At 60.5% G+C, this 16,347-nt stretch carries 17 protein-coding genes; 13 read left to right on the forward strand and 4 right to left on the reverse strand.

The features are described 5' to 3' along the window. Positions 1-31 precede the first annotated feature (31 nt). A complete protein-coding gene (locus NQ519_RS14030; RefSeq protein WP_019150532.1) occupies positions 32-745 on the forward strand; it encodes an SIR2 family NAD-dependent protein deacylase in 714 nt (237 codons plus the stop codon). A gap of 81 nt (positions 746-826) precedes the next feature. Here NQ519_RS14030 and meaB read toward each other — a convergent pair whose 3' ends face one another. Beyond that, the gene (gene meaB, locus NQ519_RS14035; protein WP_019150531.1) at positions 827-1,954 is read right to left on the reverse strand and encodes a methylmalonyl Co-A mutase-associated GTPase MeaB; all 1,128 of its coding nucleotides are present in this window, start codon (positions 1,952-1,954) and stop codon (positions 827-829) included. Between the two features lie 6 nt (positions 1,955-1,960). Continuing rightward, on the reverse strand, positions 1,961-2,425 hold the full coding sequence (locus NQ519_RS14040) for a hypothetical protein (RefSeq protein ID WP_019150530.1): 465 nt from the start codon (positions 2,423-2,425) through the stop codon (positions 1,961-1,963). 94 nt (positions 2,426-2,519) lie between these two features. Here NQ519_RS14040 and NQ519_RS14045 point away from each other — a divergent pair, with 94 nt between their 5' ends. Further along, positions 2,520-3,509, forward strand: coding sequence for a glycosyltransferase (locus tag NQ519_RS14045; RefSeq protein ID WP_019150529.1), 990 nt, complete (start codon positions 2,520-2,522; stop codon positions 3,507-3,509). Here the strand turns inward: NQ519_RS14045 and NQ519_RS14050 are convergent. Beyond that, positions 3,494-3,778, reverse strand: a complete 285-nt coding sequence (locus NQ519_RS14050; protein WP_019150528.1) for a hypothetical protein — start codon at positions 3,776-3,778, stop codon at positions 3,494-3,496. The genes NQ519_RS14045 and NQ519_RS14050 overlap by 16 nt on opposite strands. Before the next feature lie 391 nt (positions 3,779-4,169). Between NQ519_RS14050 and NQ519_RS14055 the strand changes: the two genes are divergently transcribed. From NQ519_RS14055 to tsf, 11 genes are all read left to right on the forward strand, one after another. Then, positions 4,170-4,430, forward strand: coding sequence for a hypothetical protein (locus NQ519_RS14055; protein ID WP_147513168.1), 261 nt, complete (start codon positions 4,170-4,172; stop codon positions 4,428-4,430). Between the two features lie 14 nt (positions 4,431-4,444). Beyond that, the gene (mce, locus tag NQ519_RS14060; RefSeq protein ID WP_019150527.1) at positions 4,445-4,855 is read left to right on the forward strand and encodes a methylmalonyl-CoA epimerase; all 411 of its coding nucleotides are present in this window, start codon (positions 4,445-4,447) and stop codon (positions 4,853-4,855) included. 4 nt (positions 4,856-4,859) lie between these two features. Next, positions 4,860-6,425 (forward strand): acyl-CoA carboxylase subunit beta, encoded by a 1,566-nt coding sequence (locus NQ519_RS14065; protein ID WP_019150526.1) that lies wholly within the window; start codon positions 4,860-4,862, stop codon positions 6,423-6,425. Positions 6,426-6,438: 13 nt separating this feature from the next. Further along, entirely contained in the window at positions 6,439-6,774 is a 336-nt protein-coding gene (locus NQ519_RS14070) for an OadG family protein (protein WP_227901087.1), read from the forward strand. 13 nt (positions 6,775-6,787) lie between these two features. After that, the gene (locus tag NQ519_RS14075; protein ID WP_019150524.1) at positions 6,788-7,249 is read left to right on the forward strand and encodes a biotin/lipoyl-containing protein; all 462 of its coding nucleotides are present in this window, start codon (positions 6,788-6,790) and stop codon (positions 7,247-7,249) included. A 4-nt stretch (positions 7,250-7,253) separates the two neighbouring features. Next, positions 7,254-8,465: a sodium ion-translocating decarboxylase subunit beta gene (locus NQ519_RS14080; RefSeq protein ID WP_227901086.1), complete on the forward strand. Its 1,212-nt coding sequence runs from the start codon at positions 7,254-7,256 to the stop codon at positions 8,463-8,465. Between the two features lie 82 nt (positions 8,466-8,547). Further along, entirely contained in the window at positions 8,548-10,065 is a 1,518-nt protein-coding gene (locus NQ519_RS14085; RefSeq protein ID WP_019150522.1) for a TonB family protein, read from the forward strand. 184 nt (positions 10,066-10,249) lie between these two features. Next, entirely contained in the window at positions 10,250-10,705 is a 456-nt protein-coding gene (gene rplM, locus NQ519_RS14090) for a 50S ribosomal protein L13 (RefSeq protein WP_019150521.1), read from the forward strand. A 5-nt stretch (positions 10,706-10,710) separates the two neighbouring features. Next, positions 10,711-11,097 carry a 30S ribosomal protein S9 gene (gene rpsI, locus NQ519_RS14095; RefSeq protein ID WP_009598525.1) on the forward strand — a complete coding sequence of 129 codons (387 nt, stop codon included), beginning with the start codon at positions 10,711-10,713 and terminating at the stop codon, positions 11,095-11,097. Between the two features lie 214 nt (positions 11,098-11,311). Beyond that, a complete protein-coding gene (gene rpsB, locus NQ519_RS14100; protein ID WP_026076470.1) occupies positions 11,312-12,217 on the forward strand; it encodes a 30S ribosomal protein S2 in 906 nt (301 codons plus the stop codon). A gap of 34 nt (positions 12,218-12,251) precedes the next feature. After that, on the forward strand, positions 12,252-13,082 hold the full coding sequence (gene tsf / locus NQ519_RS14105) for a translation elongation factor Ts (protein ID WP_019150518.1): 831 nt from the start codon (positions 12,252-12,254) through the stop codon (positions 13,080-13,082). Positions 13,083-13,199: 117 nt separating this feature from the next. Here tsf and NQ519_RS14110 read toward each other — a convergent pair whose 3' ends face one another. Continuing rightward, positions 13,200-16,346, reverse strand: coding sequence for a UvrD-helicase domain-containing protein (locus tag NQ519_RS14110; RefSeq protein ID WP_019150517.1), 3,147 nt, complete (start codon positions 16,344-16,346; stop codon positions 13,200-13,202). Position 16,347: the final 1 nt, after the last annotated feature.

Raw genomic sequence — 16,347 nt, forward strand, 5'->3', positions numbered from 1 at the left:
TACTTTTACCCCTGCGTAACTATTCCATGCCATGAAAAAACTCGTAGTCTTTACCGGCGCCGGAGTCAGCGCCGAAAGCGGTCTTGCGACGTTCCGCGATTCCGACGGGACGTGGGGGAATTACAAGATCGAGGAGGTTTGTATTCCCGAGGCTCTGGATTTCAACCGTCGGGGCGTGATCCGTTTCTACAACGACCGGCGGCGCGAGATGCTCGCCGCCGAACCCAATCCCGCACACCTGGCTATCGCCGCTTTGGAGCGCGATTTCGACGTGCAGGTCATCACCCAGAATGTCGATAACCTGCACGAACGGGCCGGTTCGACGCACATACTCCACCTTCACGGCGAGCTCACCAAACTGCGTTCGTCGGACGATCCGTCGCTCGTCGTGCCGTTCGGCGGCATCGAGCAGGGGTTCGACGACACGGCTCCCGACGGCTCGCTGCTGCGTCCGCACATCGTCTTCTTCGGCGAGCCCGTCCCCGAGTTCGGGCGCGCTTCGGCGCTTGCCGCCGAGGCCGATATTTTCGTGGTGATAGGCACGTCGCTGGCGGTCTATCCCGCTGCGTCGCTGGTGCGGTGCGTGCGTCCCGAAATTCCGGTCTATGTGGTCGATCCGGGCCGCCCGGCGATCCGGGGCATCCGCAATCCGCTGGAGGTGATCCGCAAATGCGCCGGCGAGGGCGTTCCGGAGTTGGCCGATCGCCTGCGCGAAATCTATGCGGAACATCCCGTGCACGCGTAAGGCGTTTCTCCCTTCCGCATATGAAAATCCCGCCCCTCGGTGCCGAGAGGCGGGATTTTCGTCCGATGGCGGGACGGCGGACTATTCCGGCTTCCCGGCCCTGTCCTTGAAATAGATCTCCAGCAGCTCCTTGGCCGCGATGAACGACGATATGCGGTCTTCCAGCACGCGTTTTTCGTACTCTCCGATGCGCCCTTCGACGGCCGGATCGCGGTAGAAACTCTCCCGCAGCGCTTCATGGATCGTTTCGTACATCCAGTATTTGTTCTGCCGGTTGCGGTTGTGCTGGAAATAGCCGTTTTTCTCGATGTGGTCGAGATACTCCTCGACGCCTTTCCAAACCTCCTCCAGACCCGTCCTGGCCACCGCCGACGAGGTGTAGACCTTGGGGCGCCAGCCCGATTCGGGCACCGGGAACAGCCTCAGCGCGCTTTGGAACTGCGTCTGCGCCAGCTCCGCTTTGTGGATGTTCTCGCCGTCGGCCTTGGTGATGACCATCAGGTCGGCCATCTCCATGATGCCGCGCTTGATGCCCTGCAATTCGTCCCCCGCGCCCGAGATCTGCAACAGCATGAAGAGGTCCACCATCGAATGCACGGCGGTCTCCGACTGCCCGACGCCCACCGTCTCGATGAAGATGACATCGAATCCGGCGGCCTCGCACAGCACGATCGTTTCGCGCGTCTTGCGGGCCACGCCGCCCAGCGATCCCGCCGAAGGGGAGGGGCGCACGAAGACCGAAGGGTTGTTGCAGATGCTCTCCATGCGGGTCTTGTCGCCGAGTATCGAACCGCCGCTGCGCTCCGACGAGGGGTCGATGGCCAGCACCGCGAGCTTGTGGCGCAGCGATACGACCATGTTGCCGATGGCCTCGATGAACGTGGACTTGCCGGCTCCCGGGACGCCCGTGATGCCGATGCGGACCGAATGCCCGGCGTGGGGCAGACACGCTTCGATGATCTCCTGCGCCTGCGCATAGTGCGCCGGATTGGACGATTCGACCAGCGTGATGGCCTGCGAGAGGGTGGTGATGTTGCCCGCGAGGATGCCCGCGACGTACTCTTCGGTCGAAAGCGCACGCTTCTTGCGCCGCTTGAAATAAGGACTTATTATCGGTTGGTCCTCAACGCCTTCCGTGACATTGAGTGCCGTATCGTGATGCGTGTCCGCATACTCTTTTTCGTAGTGGTCTATCTTGGTGAATGACATGGGTCGTTACCTGGTTGTTTGTTCGATCAGTTTTTCGTTGAATTGCAGCGAGTTGCCCATCCATACCGCGCGGTTTTTGGCGTCGGTGAGCACCCCGAACGGCACGTAGGTCACACCGAAGGCGGTGAACGCCTTTTCCGTGCCGAGGGCCGCGCCGATCCGCTTCGAGAGATAGGGCCTGAGCAGCGGCGTGACTTTCGCGGCGTCCTCCTTCGTGACGACGATCACGCGCAGTTTGGCCCCTGTTTTGTCGGTGATCTCTTTCAGGCGTTTGAGCGAGGCGATGCAGGCGGGGTTCGAGGAGTGGAAAAACTCGATGTAGGTCGCGGGTGCGGCCTCCGGCTGGTTGTCGTCGAGCCATTTCGAGATTTTGAGCTCGGGGACGCGGTCGCCGAGCACGATATTCTGGGCTGCGGCGCCGCCCGCAGCCGCGACAGCCGCGAACGACAGGATAAGGAGCACTTTCTTCATAGAGAACCTTGTTTTTGTACACGAATAAAAGTGTCGTTACGACACCAAAGATAACGATTATTTGCCAGATGGAACAATTTTTCAGGAACAAGTTATGAAAATAGGACTCGATACGGCCCCGGTCACGCTCCGGGGCAATTACTTTCAGCACCTGGCCGGGGTGTTGGAAAATTACGCTCCGGAACATGAATATGTCGTTGACGCAAAGCGCTATGGGCACCTCGACCTGTACCACGGCTTCAGATCCTCGCTGCCGCTCTCCGTACACCTGGGGCGCATTCCGGCGGTGATGACCGTCCCCAACCTCGATTTCCTGCGTTATCCGCACCTCTACACCTTTTCCGAGCGGCTCATCGCCCTGCGCCTCTACCGCCGGGCGCTGCGGCAGGCGCGGCGGGTCATCACGGTCAGCACGCCGGCCCGCGAGGAGCTGTCGCAGCGCCTGCGCATCGACCCCGCGAAGATCGAGGTCATGATGCCGCTCGCAGCCCGCGTGCCGCAGGAACCGCCGCTTCAAGCGGAACTTGAACACACGCGGCGCAAATACGATCTCCCTGAGATGTTTATTCTGATGATAGGAGCCGTCGAGCCGCGCCATAACCACCAAGTGGTGCTGGATGCGCTCGCGCTGTTGGATTCGCGTGTCGGGGTGGTCGTCTGCGGCCGCCGCACGGTCTATTCGGATTTTCTGCTCGACTATGCTCGCGAGCGGCATTTGGCCACGCGCGTGGATTTCATCTACGAGCTGACCTCCGCGGACCTTCCGGCGTTGTTCCGCATGGCGCGGGTCTTCGCCTACCTGCCCGACGCCTGCTCCGAGGCGTCGATCGTGCCGGTGGTCGAGGCGTTGCGCGCCGAGCTTCCGATGGTGCTGAGCGACACGCGGCTCAACCGCGAGGCCGCCGGCCATGCCGCCGCCTACGTGAACCCCGAGGTCCCGGGCGAGGTCGTCGCGGCGCTGGAGAACGCCCTCTGCGACGAGTCGTGGCGGCAGACGATGCGCCGGCGCGAACGCCGGCGCGCGGAACTTTTTTCGGAATACGCTGTGGCGGAACGCCTTATGCAGATTTATACGTCGCTCTGACCGGCTGCGGGAAGTTCGATGCCTCTGATGCGGCCCGTCATCAGCCACTCCAGGTCGATCTGCGGATAGCAGACGTGGATGCGGCGGGCCAGCTCGGGGGAGAGGGGCGCCAGGCCCGTCAGCACGTCGTAGAGCGCTTCGCTGTCGGGAAGGCCGATCCGCCGGGCGAAACTCCCGGTGTAGAGCCCCGATGCGCGGATTGCGAACCGGAGGCGTTCGTGGTCGAAACGGTTGTTGTCGCTGCGGCGGCGGTGGTCTTGCTGTTTCATGGTGGTGTGGATTTTGGGGACCTCTGTGCCGCGCCCGTAAAAATACGAACGCGGACTACTGTTTGCTTACCCAACGGACGGCTCTGGAAAAACCTTTGTAGCAGTAAGCGCATATAGCCCGCGCCGTAACGACGTAGGAATCATATCCCGTGCCATACGGCGCAGGCTGCACCGCAAGCAGGATATGCACTTGACTGCTAAGATAAATTTTCCAGATTTTTCCGTTGAGTCAAGACAACCCGCTGTTGCGGATTGCAGGACAAAGATAGCAAAAAATGCGCTTGTTCCAAAACCGAATTGCATATGGCTTTGCAAAACCTTCCGACTGATAAAAGGGTCGTTACGACCCCAAAGATAGGAAAAATGCGTTTGTTCCAAAACCGAATTGCATATGGCTCTGAATCTTCCGAATGATAAAAGGGTCGTCACGACCCTTTGTACGCCGAAACTGCGCGGTTTTTCCTTTCCGGCGGCGGTTTTTCCGGAGCCGCCCGGACCCGAAATCGTCTTTTCGGACACATCCCGCGAATTTCGAAGCCAAACTATTGCCAAAAAAAGTCCGCCGAATTTTGGCGGTTCTGAAAGATTCGTCTATCTTTGTGTTCGCAAAATAACAAAGGACGAAACAACACATAAATATTCACTAACTTAAATTTAATTGTTGCTATGAAAGTTTCTCATATCGAGCATCTTGGCATCGCCGTGAAGAGTCTCGACGAGGCGATTCCCTATTGGGAAAACGTATTGGGACTGAAGTGTTACGCCATCGAGGAGGTGGCCGATCAGAAGGTCCGCACGGCGTTCTTCATGCTGGGGCAGACCAAGATCGAACTGCTGGAGCCCACGTCGGAGGAGTCCACGATCGCCAAGTTCATCGAAAACCGCGGTATCGGCATTCACCACATGGCGCTGGCCTGCGAGAACATCGAGGAGCAGCTCGCCGACGCCGAGGCCAAGGGCATCCGCCTGATCGACAAGACCCCCCGCAAGGGCGCCGAGGGCTTGACCATCGCCTTCCTGCACCCCAAATCGACCCAGGGCATTCTGACGGAGCTTTGCGAAAACAAAAACAAATAAAGATATGAGCCAGATTCAGGATAAGATCAACCAACTGATCGAGAACCGCGAGACGGCCCGCATGGGCGGCGGACAGAAGGCGATCGACAAACAGCACGACAAGGGCAAGTACACGGCCCGCGAACGCATCCAGATGCTCCTCGACGAAGGTTCGTTCGAGGAGTTCGACATGTTCGTGACCCACCGCTGCTACGACTTCGGCATGGAGAAGAAGCACACCTTCGGCGACGGCGTGGTGACGGGGTACGGAACGATTGCCGGCCGTCTGGTGTACGTCTTCGCACAGGATTTCACCGTGACGGCCGGTTCGCTGTCGCTGTCGATGTCCGACAAGATCTGCAAGGTCATGGACATGGCCATGCGCAACGGCGCTCCGTGCATCGGCATGAACGACTCGGGCGGCGCACGCATCCAGGAGGGTGTCAACGCCCTGGCCGGATATGCCAACATCTTCCAGCGCAACGTGATGTCGTCGGGCGTCATTCCGCAGATTTCGGCCATCTTCGGCCCCTGCGCCGGCGGTGCGGTCTACTCGCCCGCGCTGACCGACTTCATCATCATGAAGAAGGAGACTTCGAACATGTTCCTCACGGGCCCGAAGGTCGTCAAGACCGTGACGGGAGAGGACGTGACGCAGGAGCAGCTCGGAGGAGCCACGATGCACACCACCAAGTCGGGCGTGGCGCAGTTCGCCGTAGACACCGAGGAGGAGGGTATCGAGCTGATCAAGAAACTGATCTCCTACATGCCGCAGAACAACATGGAGGACGCCCCGCTGGCCGTCTGCACGGACAAGATCACCCGTCTGGAGGATTCGCTCAACGACATCATCCCCGACAGCGCCAACAAACCCTACGACATGGCCGAGGTAATCCGTGCCATCGTTGACAACGGCGAATATCTGGAGTCGGCCGCAGGCTATGCCAAGAACATCATCACCTGCTTCGCCCGCTTCAACGGACAGTCGGTGGGCATCATCGCCAACCAGCCCAAGTTCATGGCCGGCGTACTGGACATCAACGCCAGCCGCAAGGCCGCGCGCTTCGTGCGGTTCTGCGACGCCTTCAACATCCCGATCGTGACGCTCGTGGACGTGCCGGGCTTCCTGCCGGGCACCACGCAGGAGTACGGCGGCGTGATCACCCACGGCGCGAAACTGCTGTTCGCCTACTGCGAAGCCACGGTGCCGAAGATCACCGTCACGCTGCGCAAGGCTTACGGAGGCGCCTATATCGTGATGTCGTCGAAGCACATCCGCGGCGACATCAACTACGCATGGCCGACGGCCGAGATCGCCGTGATGGGCGCCAGCGGCGCCGTCGAGGTGCTCTACGGCAAGGAGCTGAAAGAGCTGGCCGACAAACCCGAGGAGAAGGCGAAGTTCATCGCCGAGAAGGAGCAGGAGTACAACGACAAGTTCTCCAACCCCTACAACGCCGCCCGCTACGGCTATATCGACGACGTGATCGAGCCGCGCAACACGCGCTTCCGCGTGATCCGCGCCTTGCAGTCGCTGGCAACCAAGCGTTTGCAGAACCCGCCCAAGAAACATTCGAACATTCCCCTGTAAAGACCGATAGCTTATGATACTGCAAGCAATGAGTTGGGGATGGTCGGAGATACTCTGGGTGTCGCTGATCGGTTTCAGCTTGGTGGTCGTCATGCTGGTGGCGCTGATCTTCATCATGAAGGCTTTCGGCGCCTGCTTCCGGGTGCGTCCCGCGGCCGGCAGCAAGATCGACGCACAGCCGATGATCAGCCCCGAGGAGGTCGCAGCCATCGCCACGGCGCTCAAAATCTACAAGGGCGCCCTGCACGACCGCGAATCCGAAGTGCTGACCATTCTCAACATCAAGCGGGCCTATTCGCCCTGGAATTCGAAAATTCACGGTTTAACCCAGCTTCCCGACCGGAAATAACCTAAACAAGAAAATGAAAGATTACTCACTGAAAATCAACGGACATAATTACAGCGTTCAGATCGACGACGTGAACGAGGCCTCGACGGTGGCCCATGTCGTGGTGAACGGTGTGGATTACGAAGTCGAGATCGAGGGCGCAAAAGCCTCGACGGTCTCCAAACCCCAGGTCGCACCGGCTCCCAAGTCGGCAAACAGCGCCATGATAACCCCCAGCTCGGCGACTCCCTCGCCGCGCATCGCCGCTGCCGCCCCTTCGTCGGGGTACAGCGTGAAATGCCCCCTGCCGGGCACCGTGCTGAGCGTGAAGGTCGCCGCTGGCGATACGATCGCTGCGGGACAGACGCTCGTCGTGCTCGAAGCCATGAAGATGGAGAACAACATCGACGCGGACCGCGGAGGCGTTGTCAAGCAGGTCCTCGTGCAGCAGGGCGCTACGGTAATGGAAGGCGACGTGTTAATCGTAATCGAGTAGGCGTATGTGGAGTGCATTGACTTCCAGCTCCAATTTCGTGTTGGAGAGTCTGGAAACCTTTGTCGAGTCCACCGGCATCGCCGGCCTCCTGGCCAACATGGGGTGGGGCAGTCTGGTCATGATCTGCGTGGCCTTCTTCCTGCTGTACCTCGCCATCAAGCATAAGTTCGAACCGCTGCTGCTGCTGACCATCGCATTCGGCATGCTGCTGACGAACCTGCCGGGAGCCAACCTCTACCATACCGAACTCTTCGCCGGAGGGCATGTCCACTGGGATATTTTCGTGGCGAACGCCGGACTGCTGGACTACCTCTATCTGGGTGTGAAACTCGGCATCTATCCCTGTCTCATCTTCCTGGGCGTGGGCGCCATGACCGATTTCGGTCCGCTGATCGCCAATCCCAAGAGCTTCCTGCTGGGCGCTGCGGCGCAGATCGGCATCTTCCTCACGTTCATCGGCGCCTATGCGCTGGGCTTCTCGCCCTCGGAGGCCGGTTCGATCGGCATCATCGGCGGCGCGGACGGCCCCACGTCGATCTATCTCACCGCGATCCTCGCGCCCGAACTGTTGGGCCCGATCGCCGTGGCCGCCTACTCCTACATGGCACTCGTGCCGGTGATTCAGCCGCCCATCATGCGCGCGCTGACCACCGAGAAAGAGCGCAAGATCAAGATGCGCCAGCTGCGTCCGGTGTCGAAGACCGAGAAGATCCTCTTCCCGCTGATCATCACCGTCATCATCGCCCTGTTGCTGCCGTCGGCCGCACCGCTGGTGGGCTGTCTGATGCTGGGCAACCTGATGAAGGAGTGCGGCGTGGTGGACCGTCTGTCGAAGACCGTGCAGAACGAGCTGATGAATATCGTCGTGATCTTCCTGGGCCTCACGGTGGGCGCTACGGCCACGGCCGAGGCGTTCCTCAATCCCCGGACGCTCTTCATCCTGCTGCTGGGCGTGATCGCTTTCGGTATGGGTACCGCCGGCGGCGTGCTGCTGGCCAAGCTGATGAACCTCTTCTCGAAGGAGGGGAACAAGATCAACCCGCTGATCGGTTCGGCAGGCGTTTCGGCCGTGCCGATGGCTGCCCGCGTGTCGCAGACCGAGGGTCAGAAGGCCGATCCCTCGAACTTCCTGCTGATGCACGCCATGGGACCCAACGTGGCCGGTGTGGTCGGTTCGGCGGTCGCTGCGGGTATTCTGCTCTCGTTCCTCGGATAACGGAGATCGTTTTTTGTGTAAAAGCCGGATTCGTTTCCGGCTTTTTTTGTTATATTTACGCAAATCATTAATCTCTGTTGCGATGAAACAACTGATTCTGCTGATGGCGGGATTCGCGGCGTTCCACGCAGCTGCCGCCGGGCATTATTCGGCGGCGGCGGCGGATTTCCCGGCCGTCTGTGCGACGGCGGCGGACAGTCTGCCGCCGGTCGATACCCTTGCGAACGAACCCTATCTGCTGGCCGATCCGATGCCCTCGTTCAACGGAAACGGGACGCTCGACTTCTGCCGCTGGGTGCAGGAGCATCTGCGCTATCCCTACGAGGCGGTTGTCTACGGCATCGAAGGGCGTGTGGTGGTGGGTTTCGTCGTCGAGGCGGACGGCAGGGTTTCGAATGCCGAGGTGCTGTCGTCGCCCGATCCGACGCTCTCCGAGGCCGCTCTGAGCGTCGTGCGCCGGTCGCCCCGCTGGGAGCCAGGAAAGTTGAACGGCCAGCCCGTGCGGGTCAGGCTCTCCTTTCCGATTGATTTCAACCTCCAGTTGTCGGGGGTAAAACCTGTTGTCGTTACGATGTTGCCGAAATTTCAGGGCGGCGGACTGATCGACTTCAAGCACTGGGTGCTCCGGAACGTGGAGTTCTCCGACAAGATTTTCTACCGCGGGGACGAAGGATGGGTCGAGGTGTCGTTCTCCGTGAACCGGAAAGGCAAGGTGCGCGAGATCGAGACGACCCGTTTCAGCGATCCGGATTTCGCCTTCCAGATTCAGCGGACGATCGCGTCGTCGCCGCTGTGGACTCCCGCCGACAGCAGCGGCAAGAGGCGTGGCACCGATTTCAAACTGCGTTTCGACCTGTCGTTGCAGCGCGGTCCGAACGGGCTTTATTCCGAGGATATGACGGCCTATACCGACGCCGACAGCCTGCCGCGCTTCTGCGGCGGTTCGCCCGGGATGTTCCGGGAGTGGGTGCGGCGGCAGGTGGACAGTCTGCTGGACCCCGGCGCCACCGTGCCCCGGGTGCGGGTCAACGTGCGCTTCGTTATCGAACCCGACGGCACGATGACCGGTATCCGCGTGAGCGCTCCGAAAGAGCATTCGGGATTCGCCAAACTGGTCCGCATGGCCGTCGATAAAACCCCGCTGTGGACCCCGGCCGTGGCGGGCGGGGAAAAGGTCCGCTTCCGGATTTCGCAGATATTGCTTTTCGGGCAGGAGGAGGAGCTCGGGAAGAATCCCGATTCGCTCGACGTGCTGCCCAAATTCCAGAACGGAGGCTTGCCGGAATTCCGCCGGTGGGTGATGGAGACGGTGAAATTCCCGCGCGAGGCGCTTGAATCGGGCGTCGAAGGGCGCGTGCTGGCTTCGTTCGTCGTCGAGGCCGACGGCTCGGTGGGGTCGGTGCGGATCATCCGCTCGCCCCATCCGGTCCTTTCGCGGGAGGTGGTGCGGGCGCTGGCCGAGTCGCCCCGATGGACCCCCGGCAGCCAGAACGGCGAGCCCGTGCGGGTGAAATATACCGTTCCGGTCGATTTCCGGATTCCGGCGGAGCGGAAAACGGCCTCCGGCCCGGCGCAGGAACGCAATACTACCCGGCGCTGACGGCGCCGACGGTGGCTTGCAAAAGCCGTAACCTCTCTGAAAACGGGACGGTTGCGGCTTTTTTTGCGCCGTTTGCGATTTTGATTTTCATTTGTCTTTGCAGTTCGAAAACTTTTTCGTACCTTTGCGCACCCGCAAAGTGCGGGAAACGGATTACAATAAGTTAAATTAAACGTAAACGAAAGTGGATTCATTAAGCTACAAGACTATCTCGGCCAATGCTTCGACGGTGACCAAAGAGTGGGTCGTCATCGACGCTACGAACGAGGTATTGGGACGTCTTGCATCGCAGGTCGCGAAGATCCTCCGAGGCAAGAACAAGCCCAGCTACACGCCCCACGTCGATTGCGGCGACTACGTCATCGTCATCAACGCGGAGAAGGTGAAGCTCACGGGCAACAAAATGACCGACAAGGTCTACACACGTCACACCGGGTATCCCGGCGGCCAGCGTTTCGCCACCCCCGCCGACTATCTGGCCAAGAAACCGACCTTCCTCATCGAGAAGGCTGTCAAAGGCATGCTGCCCAAGACCCGTCTGGGCGAAAAGCTGCTCACGAACTTGAAGGTGTATGCCGGCGCGGAGCATCCCCATGCCGCACAGAACCCGAAGACCATTAAATTAAACGAGATTAAGTAAGAGTTATGGAAGTTGTAAACACCGTAGGTCGTCGTAAGGCCGCTGTGGCTCGCGTATACGTGAAGCCGGGCAAGGGTCAGATTACAATCAACCGCAAAGCGCTTGAAGTTTACTTCCCGCTCGAAATTCTCCAGTACCAGGTGAAGCAGCCCCTGCTGGCCACCAACACCGTGGAGAATTACGACATCGCCATCAACCTCGATGGCGGCGGCATCACGGGACAGGCTTCGGCAGCTCGTCTGGGCATCGCACGTGCCCTGTGCGAGATCGACGCCGAGATGCGTCCGGTGCTGAAAAAGGCCGGATTCCTCACGCGCGATCCCCGCGAGGTTGAGCGTAAGAAGCCCGGTCAGCCCGGAGCACGCCGCAAGTTCCAGTTCAGCAAGCGTTAATACGCACGACCGGAATTTCGGCAACGCACGGCGACGGTTCTCAAACCACATGGATACTTATTATATATTGGGAATTTTTCATTTTCAATTCTTAATTTTTAATCAGTCTACTATCTGGTTGCTGCGCCGCGGAAAACTCGGGGGACCGGCAAGGCCGCTACCCGCCTGAGTTGATGAAAAGAGAATTAAAATTAAACCAACGAATCGAATTAAAATGTCACGTACAGATTTTAATACATTACTGGAAGCCGGTGCGCACTTTGGTCACCTGAAGCGCAAATGGAACCCCAAAATGGCTCCTTACATCTTCATGGAGAAGAACGGCATCCACATCATCGACCTGCACAAGACCGTGCTGAAGATCGATGAGGCTGCTGCGGCCATCAAGCAGATCGCCAAGAGCGGTCGCCGCGTGCTGTTCGTAGCGACCAAGAAACAAGCCAAGGAAATTGTTGCCGAAAAGGTGGCAGCCGTCGGAATGCCTTACGTCACCGAGCGTTGGGCCGGCGGTATGCTGACAAACTTCCCCACCATACGTAAAGCCGTCAAGAAAATGGCCACCATCGACAAGATGACCACCGACGGCACGTTCGATAATTTCTCCAAGCGCGAGAAACTCCAGATCGCCCGCCAGCGCGCGAAGCTGGAGAAGAACCTCGGTTCGATCGCCGATCTGACGCGTCTTCCGGCTGCCCTGTTCGTCGTTGACGTACAGAAAGAGGCCAACGCCGTGAAGGAGGCCAAACGCCTCAGCATCCCCGTATTTGCAATGGTAGACACTTGTTGTGATCCGACCGACATTGATTACGTTATCCCTGCAAATGACGATGCTACGAAGTCGATCGCCGTGGTTCTCGAAGCCATGTGCGCCGCTATCGCCGAGGGCACCGAGGAGCGCAAACTCGAAAAGGAGAAGGAGGCACAGGAGGCTGAAGCCGAGGGTGCTGCGATCAAGAAGGAGGGCAAGCCCCGCATCAAGAAGGCCGTGAAGGCTTCGGTGGATGCCGAGGAGGCTGCCGTGGCAGAGGTGGTTGCCGCTGTCGAAACTCCGTTCGAGGAGCCCGCTGCCGCTCCCGCCGAGGAGGCTGCCGAAGCTGTTGCTGAGGAAAAGGCAGAATAATTGTATTACGAACCGTAAGAGAAAGGAAAAGATTATGGAAATCAAAGCTGCCGATGTAATGAAGCTCCGCAAGATGACCGGTGCCGGTATGATGGATTGCAAGAAAGCACTCATCGAGGCCGAAGGCGATTTTGCGCGTGCTCAGGACATCATCCGCGAGAAGGGTAAGCTCGTCGTTGCCAAGCGTGCCGACCGCACCGCTACCGAGGGTGTCGTCGTGACGAAGATCGTAGGCCAGAAGGCTTACATCCTCTGCCTGGCGTGCGAAACCGACTTCGTGGCTCAGAATGCCGAATACAGCGCTTCGGCAGAGGCCATGCTGGAGGTCGCCGTGAAGAACGACGTTGCCGACCGCGACGCTCTGCTGGCTACGAAGAACGGCGAAGGCCATACCGTCGAGGAGATGGTGACCGAGAAGTCGGGTCAGACGGGCGAGAAGATCGAGCTGGCATACTACGCCCGCATCGAGGCTCCCTACTGCGCCGCATACGTGCACTTCAACAAGAAACTGGGTACGATCCTGGGCTTCAACAAGGAGATTCCCGCCGAGGTGGCCCACACCGTGACCATGCAGGCTACGGCTATGGCTCCGGTTTCGATCTCCGAGGCCGACTGCCCCGCAGAGGTCGTGGAGCACGAGCGCAAGATCGCCGTGGAATCCATGAAGCAGGACCCCAAGAACGCCAACAAACCCGAGGCCATTCTGGAGAAGATCGCCGAGGGCAAGATGCGCAAGTTCTTCGAGGAGAACACGCTGCTGGCTCAGCCGGTGGTAGGCGAGAAGGAGTCGATCGCCGACTTCATCCGCAAGGCCGACAAGGACGCCACGGTAGTCGCTTACAAGCGTTTCGCTTTGGGCGAGTAGTCCGAACCGATTCATACGAAAACAGACCGGAGCGATCCGGTCTGTTTTTTTGTGTTGTGCGCGGCGGGGCTCCGGTGTTGTTTTTTGGGCCGCTTCCGCGGTTTTTCCGGCCGCCTCTCAGAGTTCCACTTTTTCGATCTTTCCCAGCTTCACGTACCAAAGGTATCCCTCGACTCCTTCGTAGCCCATTTCGCCGAGCAGGCGGAGGTATTCGCGCATCTGGCTGCGATAGCGTCCGGCGTCGCGTTCGCCGAACTTGTAATCGACGGCCACGACTCGCCCGTCGCCGATCATCACGCGGTCGGGACGCCGTGTTGACGAGCTTCCCGGGAGGATGATCTCGCTCTCGTTGCGGACCTGCCGCCATCCGCCGCCGAACCACTCGCGCACCTCGGGGTGTTCCAGCGCCCGGTCGATCATCTGCCGCAGCGTCGCGGCATCGTCGGCCGAAAGCGTGCCGTCGGCCTGCATGCGCCGCACGGCGTCGTGGATCTGTGCTTCGTCGCCGGCCTGCTCGAACGCCTTGTGCATCAAGATGCCGAGGTTGCGGGGCGAGAGCTCGACATCGGCCCCGTCTTCGAAATAGCGCTGCGAGGGGAGCCGCAGCCGCAGGTCGGCGCGCGCCGTAGGGTAGTCTTCGAGGATGATATGCTCCGTTTCCGAACGCTTGGAGCCTCCGGCGACGGGGCCTGCGAACTCTCCGAAAGCGAAGTGTTCGCCCGTCTCGTCGGCCGTATAGCGTCCCTCGGTGTCGCCCAGCAGGGCTTTGTCGCCGTCGATGCGGATGCTTTGCAGCAGCACTCCGCCGACTGTGCGGCCGCCCTTCTGGGGTATGAAGACGTGCAGCGACTCGGCGGCGCGCGTGAGGGCCACGTACAGCAGGTTCACGTTGTCCACATGGGCGTAGACCAGTTCGCGGTAGTACTCCGCCGAGAAGTCCGATTCGGCCATCGCCCGCTTGTAGCGCACCGGGAAACGTCCGATCTCGCCGGCCGCTTCGCCGCGGGCCTCGGCCCAGACGATGTTCTGCACCATGCCGCTCGATTTGGGGTCCAGCGGCCACGAGCAGTAGGGGATCACCACGGCCCGTTTTTCGAGCCCCTTGGCTTTGTGGATGGTGGTGATTTCGACCGTCGTGGCGCTCTCGTCAACCGACAGCGAGCGGTTTTTGCCCGTTTCGTCCCACCAGCGCAGGAACAGCGCGATGTCGGCGATCTTCGTCGCGCAGAAGGCGATGATCTGTTCGTGGATGGCTTGCAGATAGGCCGTCTGGCGGCGGTCGCCTTCGAGGGCGTGCTCCATGACGATCCGTTCGAACGCCTCCTCGGGCGACAGCAGGCGGATCGAACGGAAGAAGTCGCGTTCGCCGTCGGTCAGCGCGCGGTCGAACGCATGGCCGAGGTAGTGGTTGTAGACGGCCCGCGAAAGCGAATCGTCGGGGTTGAGCGCCAGCCGCAGCGCGGCGGCGATGAACGAGCTGACAGGGGCGTTGCCGACGATCAGCGCCTCCTGCGTCATCACGTCGAAGCGGTAGCGCGGATTTTCGTTGCGGCGCTTGAAGTCGAGGAGTTCGGCGGCGACCTTCGCGCCGTCGGTGGCCCCGCGCACGAGGATCATGATGTCGCACGGCCGGAAACCCTTGTCGATCAGCTCGCAGATGCGCTCCACGACGGGCGGCTGTTCGGCGAAGGTTTCGACCGAAACGTAGCCCGGATGCTCGGCTTTGCGGCGGGGCGTCTGCGCGTGTCCTCGGTAGGCGTCGGCCAGCGTGTCGTGCAACGAGGCGGCTTCCGCGGGGTCGATGGCCCCTGCGTCGGCGGCCTTCGAGAGGGTTTCGTTGAGCAGGAGATTGTCCGCCGCGACGATCCGTTCGATGATGCGGTTGTTGAAGTCCACCACCGCGGGCAGACTCCGCCAGTTCTCCTGGAGGTTTTCGACCACGGTGTTGCCGGGTCCCAGGGCCTTTTGGGCTTTCTCGTGGAGGATGCGCCAGTCGCCGCCGCGCCAGCGGTAGATCGACTGCTTGATGTCGCCCACGATCAGCACCGAGGTCTCTGCGGTCTGCGACATGGCGTTCTGCAACAGCGGCAGGAAATTCTCCCACTCCTTGACCGAGGTGTCCTGGAACTCGTCGATCATGAAGCGTTCGAAACGGTTGCCGACCTTCTCGTAGATGAACGGCGCGTCGTTGTGGCCGATGAACTCCGAGAGGACGTATTTGGTCTCCGAGAGGAGCATCATGTTCTGTTCGTCGCACAGCTGCTGCACCCGTTCGTAGAGGTCCGACAGCAGGGCGAAGCTGCGGTAGTTCTCGCGCAGCAGGTCGCAGGTGTTCCAGCTCCGCATGTTGGCGTCGTAGAGATCGCACATTTCCCGGAGCAGGGGTTGCAGTTCGGGGGCGAGCGCCTGTGCGGGCGATCCCTTGGGAGCCCATCCGTCGGTCGAGGCGGCCATTTTGGCCGCCGTGGCGCCGTAGGGTTTCAGTTCGCCCGCGGCGACGGTGAAGAACCAGTTGGCGAAACTGCGGCTCTTGCCCGAGAAGTCGGCGGCCGTGAGCCCGGCTCCGGTGATGAGCCCGACGGCCTGCGCGGCCGCCTCCTGCATCCGTTTCTTGGTCGCTTCGGCATGCGCCGTGGCGCGTGCGACGATCCGCCCCAGCTCCTCGCGCGAGCGCGCCCGGCCCAGCGCGGCCTTGTTCTTCTCCTTGAACAGCTCGCCGCCCAGCGAGAGAATGCCGTCGCGGATGTCCCACTTGCGGCCTTCGTCGATGCGCTCCTGCACGAAATCCGTGAGCCACCGTTGCAGGTCGCGGTCAACGGTGATCTGCTCGATGAGCGTGTCGGCGCTTTTCGACAGCACCGATGCCGTTTCGATCTCGACGTTGTAATTGAGGTCGATGCCCAGCTCCTTGATGAAGGCGCGCAGGATGCGCTGGAAGAAGGTGTCGATCGTGAGCACCGTGAAGCGCGAATAGTCGTGGAGTATCTTCGATCGCACCTCGGCGGCGCGTTTGCGCACCGAACGTTCGTCGAGCGACAGCTCGCGGCAGAGGTTTTCCAGATAGGGGCTCGCGGCTCCGGACGCCAGGGCGTGAATCTCTTTCAGGATGCGCGATTTCATCTCCTCGGTGGCCTTGTTGGTGAAGGTCACGGCGAGGATATGCCGGTAAAGACCGGGCTGGCCGATCACGTCGCGGACGTATTTGTAGGCCAGCTGGTAGGTTTTTCCCGATCCGGCACTCGCATTCAGAATCTTCGCTCTCACT

This window comes from Alistipes senegalensis JC50 (genome assembly GCF_025145645.1).
Taxonomy (GTDB): Bacteria; Bacteroidota; Bacteroidia; order Bacteroidales; family Rikenellaceae; genus Alistipes; species Alistipes senegalensis.

Bases quoted from the DNA above. Each gene is read 5' to 3' on its own strand.
- NQ519_RS14030 (WP_019150532.1), top strand. From the start codon at position 32: ATGAAAAAACTCGTAGTCTTTACCGGCGCCGGAGTCAGCGCCGAAAGC.
- meaB (WP_019150531.1), bottom strand. From the start codon at position 1,954: ATGTCATTCACCAAGATAGACCACTACGAAAAAGAGTATGCGGACACG.
- NQ519_RS14040 (WP_019150530.1), bottom strand. From the start codon at position 2,425: ATGAAGAAAGTGCTCCTTATCCTGTCGTTCGCGGCTGTCGCGGCTGCG.
- NQ519_RS14045 (WP_019150529.1), top strand. From the start codon at position 2,520: ATGAAAATAGGACTCGATACGGCCCCGGTCACGCTCCGGGGCAATTAC.
- NQ519_RS14050 (WP_019150528.1), bottom strand. From the start codon at position 3,778: ATGAAACAGCAAGACCACCGCCGCCGCAGCGACAACAACCGTTTCGAC.
- NQ519_RS14055 (WP_147513168.1), top strand. From the start codon at position 4,170: ATGGCTCTGAATCTTCCGAATGATAAAAGGGTCGTCACGACCCTTTGT.
- mce (WP_019150527.1), top strand. From the start codon at position 4,445: ATGAAAGTTTCTCATATCGAGCATCTTGGCATCGCCGTGAAGAGTCTC.
- NQ519_RS14065 (WP_019150526.1), top strand. From the start codon at position 4,860: ATGAGCCAGATTCAGGATAAGATCAACCAACTGATCGAGAACCGCGAG.
- NQ519_RS14070 (WP_227901087.1), top strand. From the start codon at position 6,439: ATGATACTGCAAGCAATGAGTTGGGGATGGTCGGAGATACTCTGGGTG.
- NQ519_RS14075 (WP_019150524.1), top strand. From the start codon at position 6,788: ATGAAAGATTACTCACTGAAAATCAACGGACATAATTACAGCGTTCAG.
- NQ519_RS14080 (WP_227901086.1), top strand. From the start codon at position 7,254: ATGTGGAGTGCATTGACTTCCAGCTCCAATTTCGTGTTGGAGAGTCTG.
- NQ519_RS14085 (WP_019150522.1), top strand. From the start codon at position 8,548: ATGAAACAACTGATTCTGCTGATGGCGGGATTCGCGGCGTTCCACGCA.
- rpsI (WP_009598525.1), top strand. From the start codon at position 10,711: ATGGAAGTTGTAAACACCGTAGGTCGTCGTAAGGCCGCTGTGGCTCGC.
- rpsB (WP_026076470.1), top strand. From the start codon at position 11,312: ATGTCACGTACAGATTTTAATACATTACTGGAAGCCGGTGCGCACTTT.
- tsf (WP_019150518.1), top strand. From the start codon at position 12,252: ATGGAAATCAAAGCTGCCGATGTAATGAAGCTCCGCAAGATGACCGGT.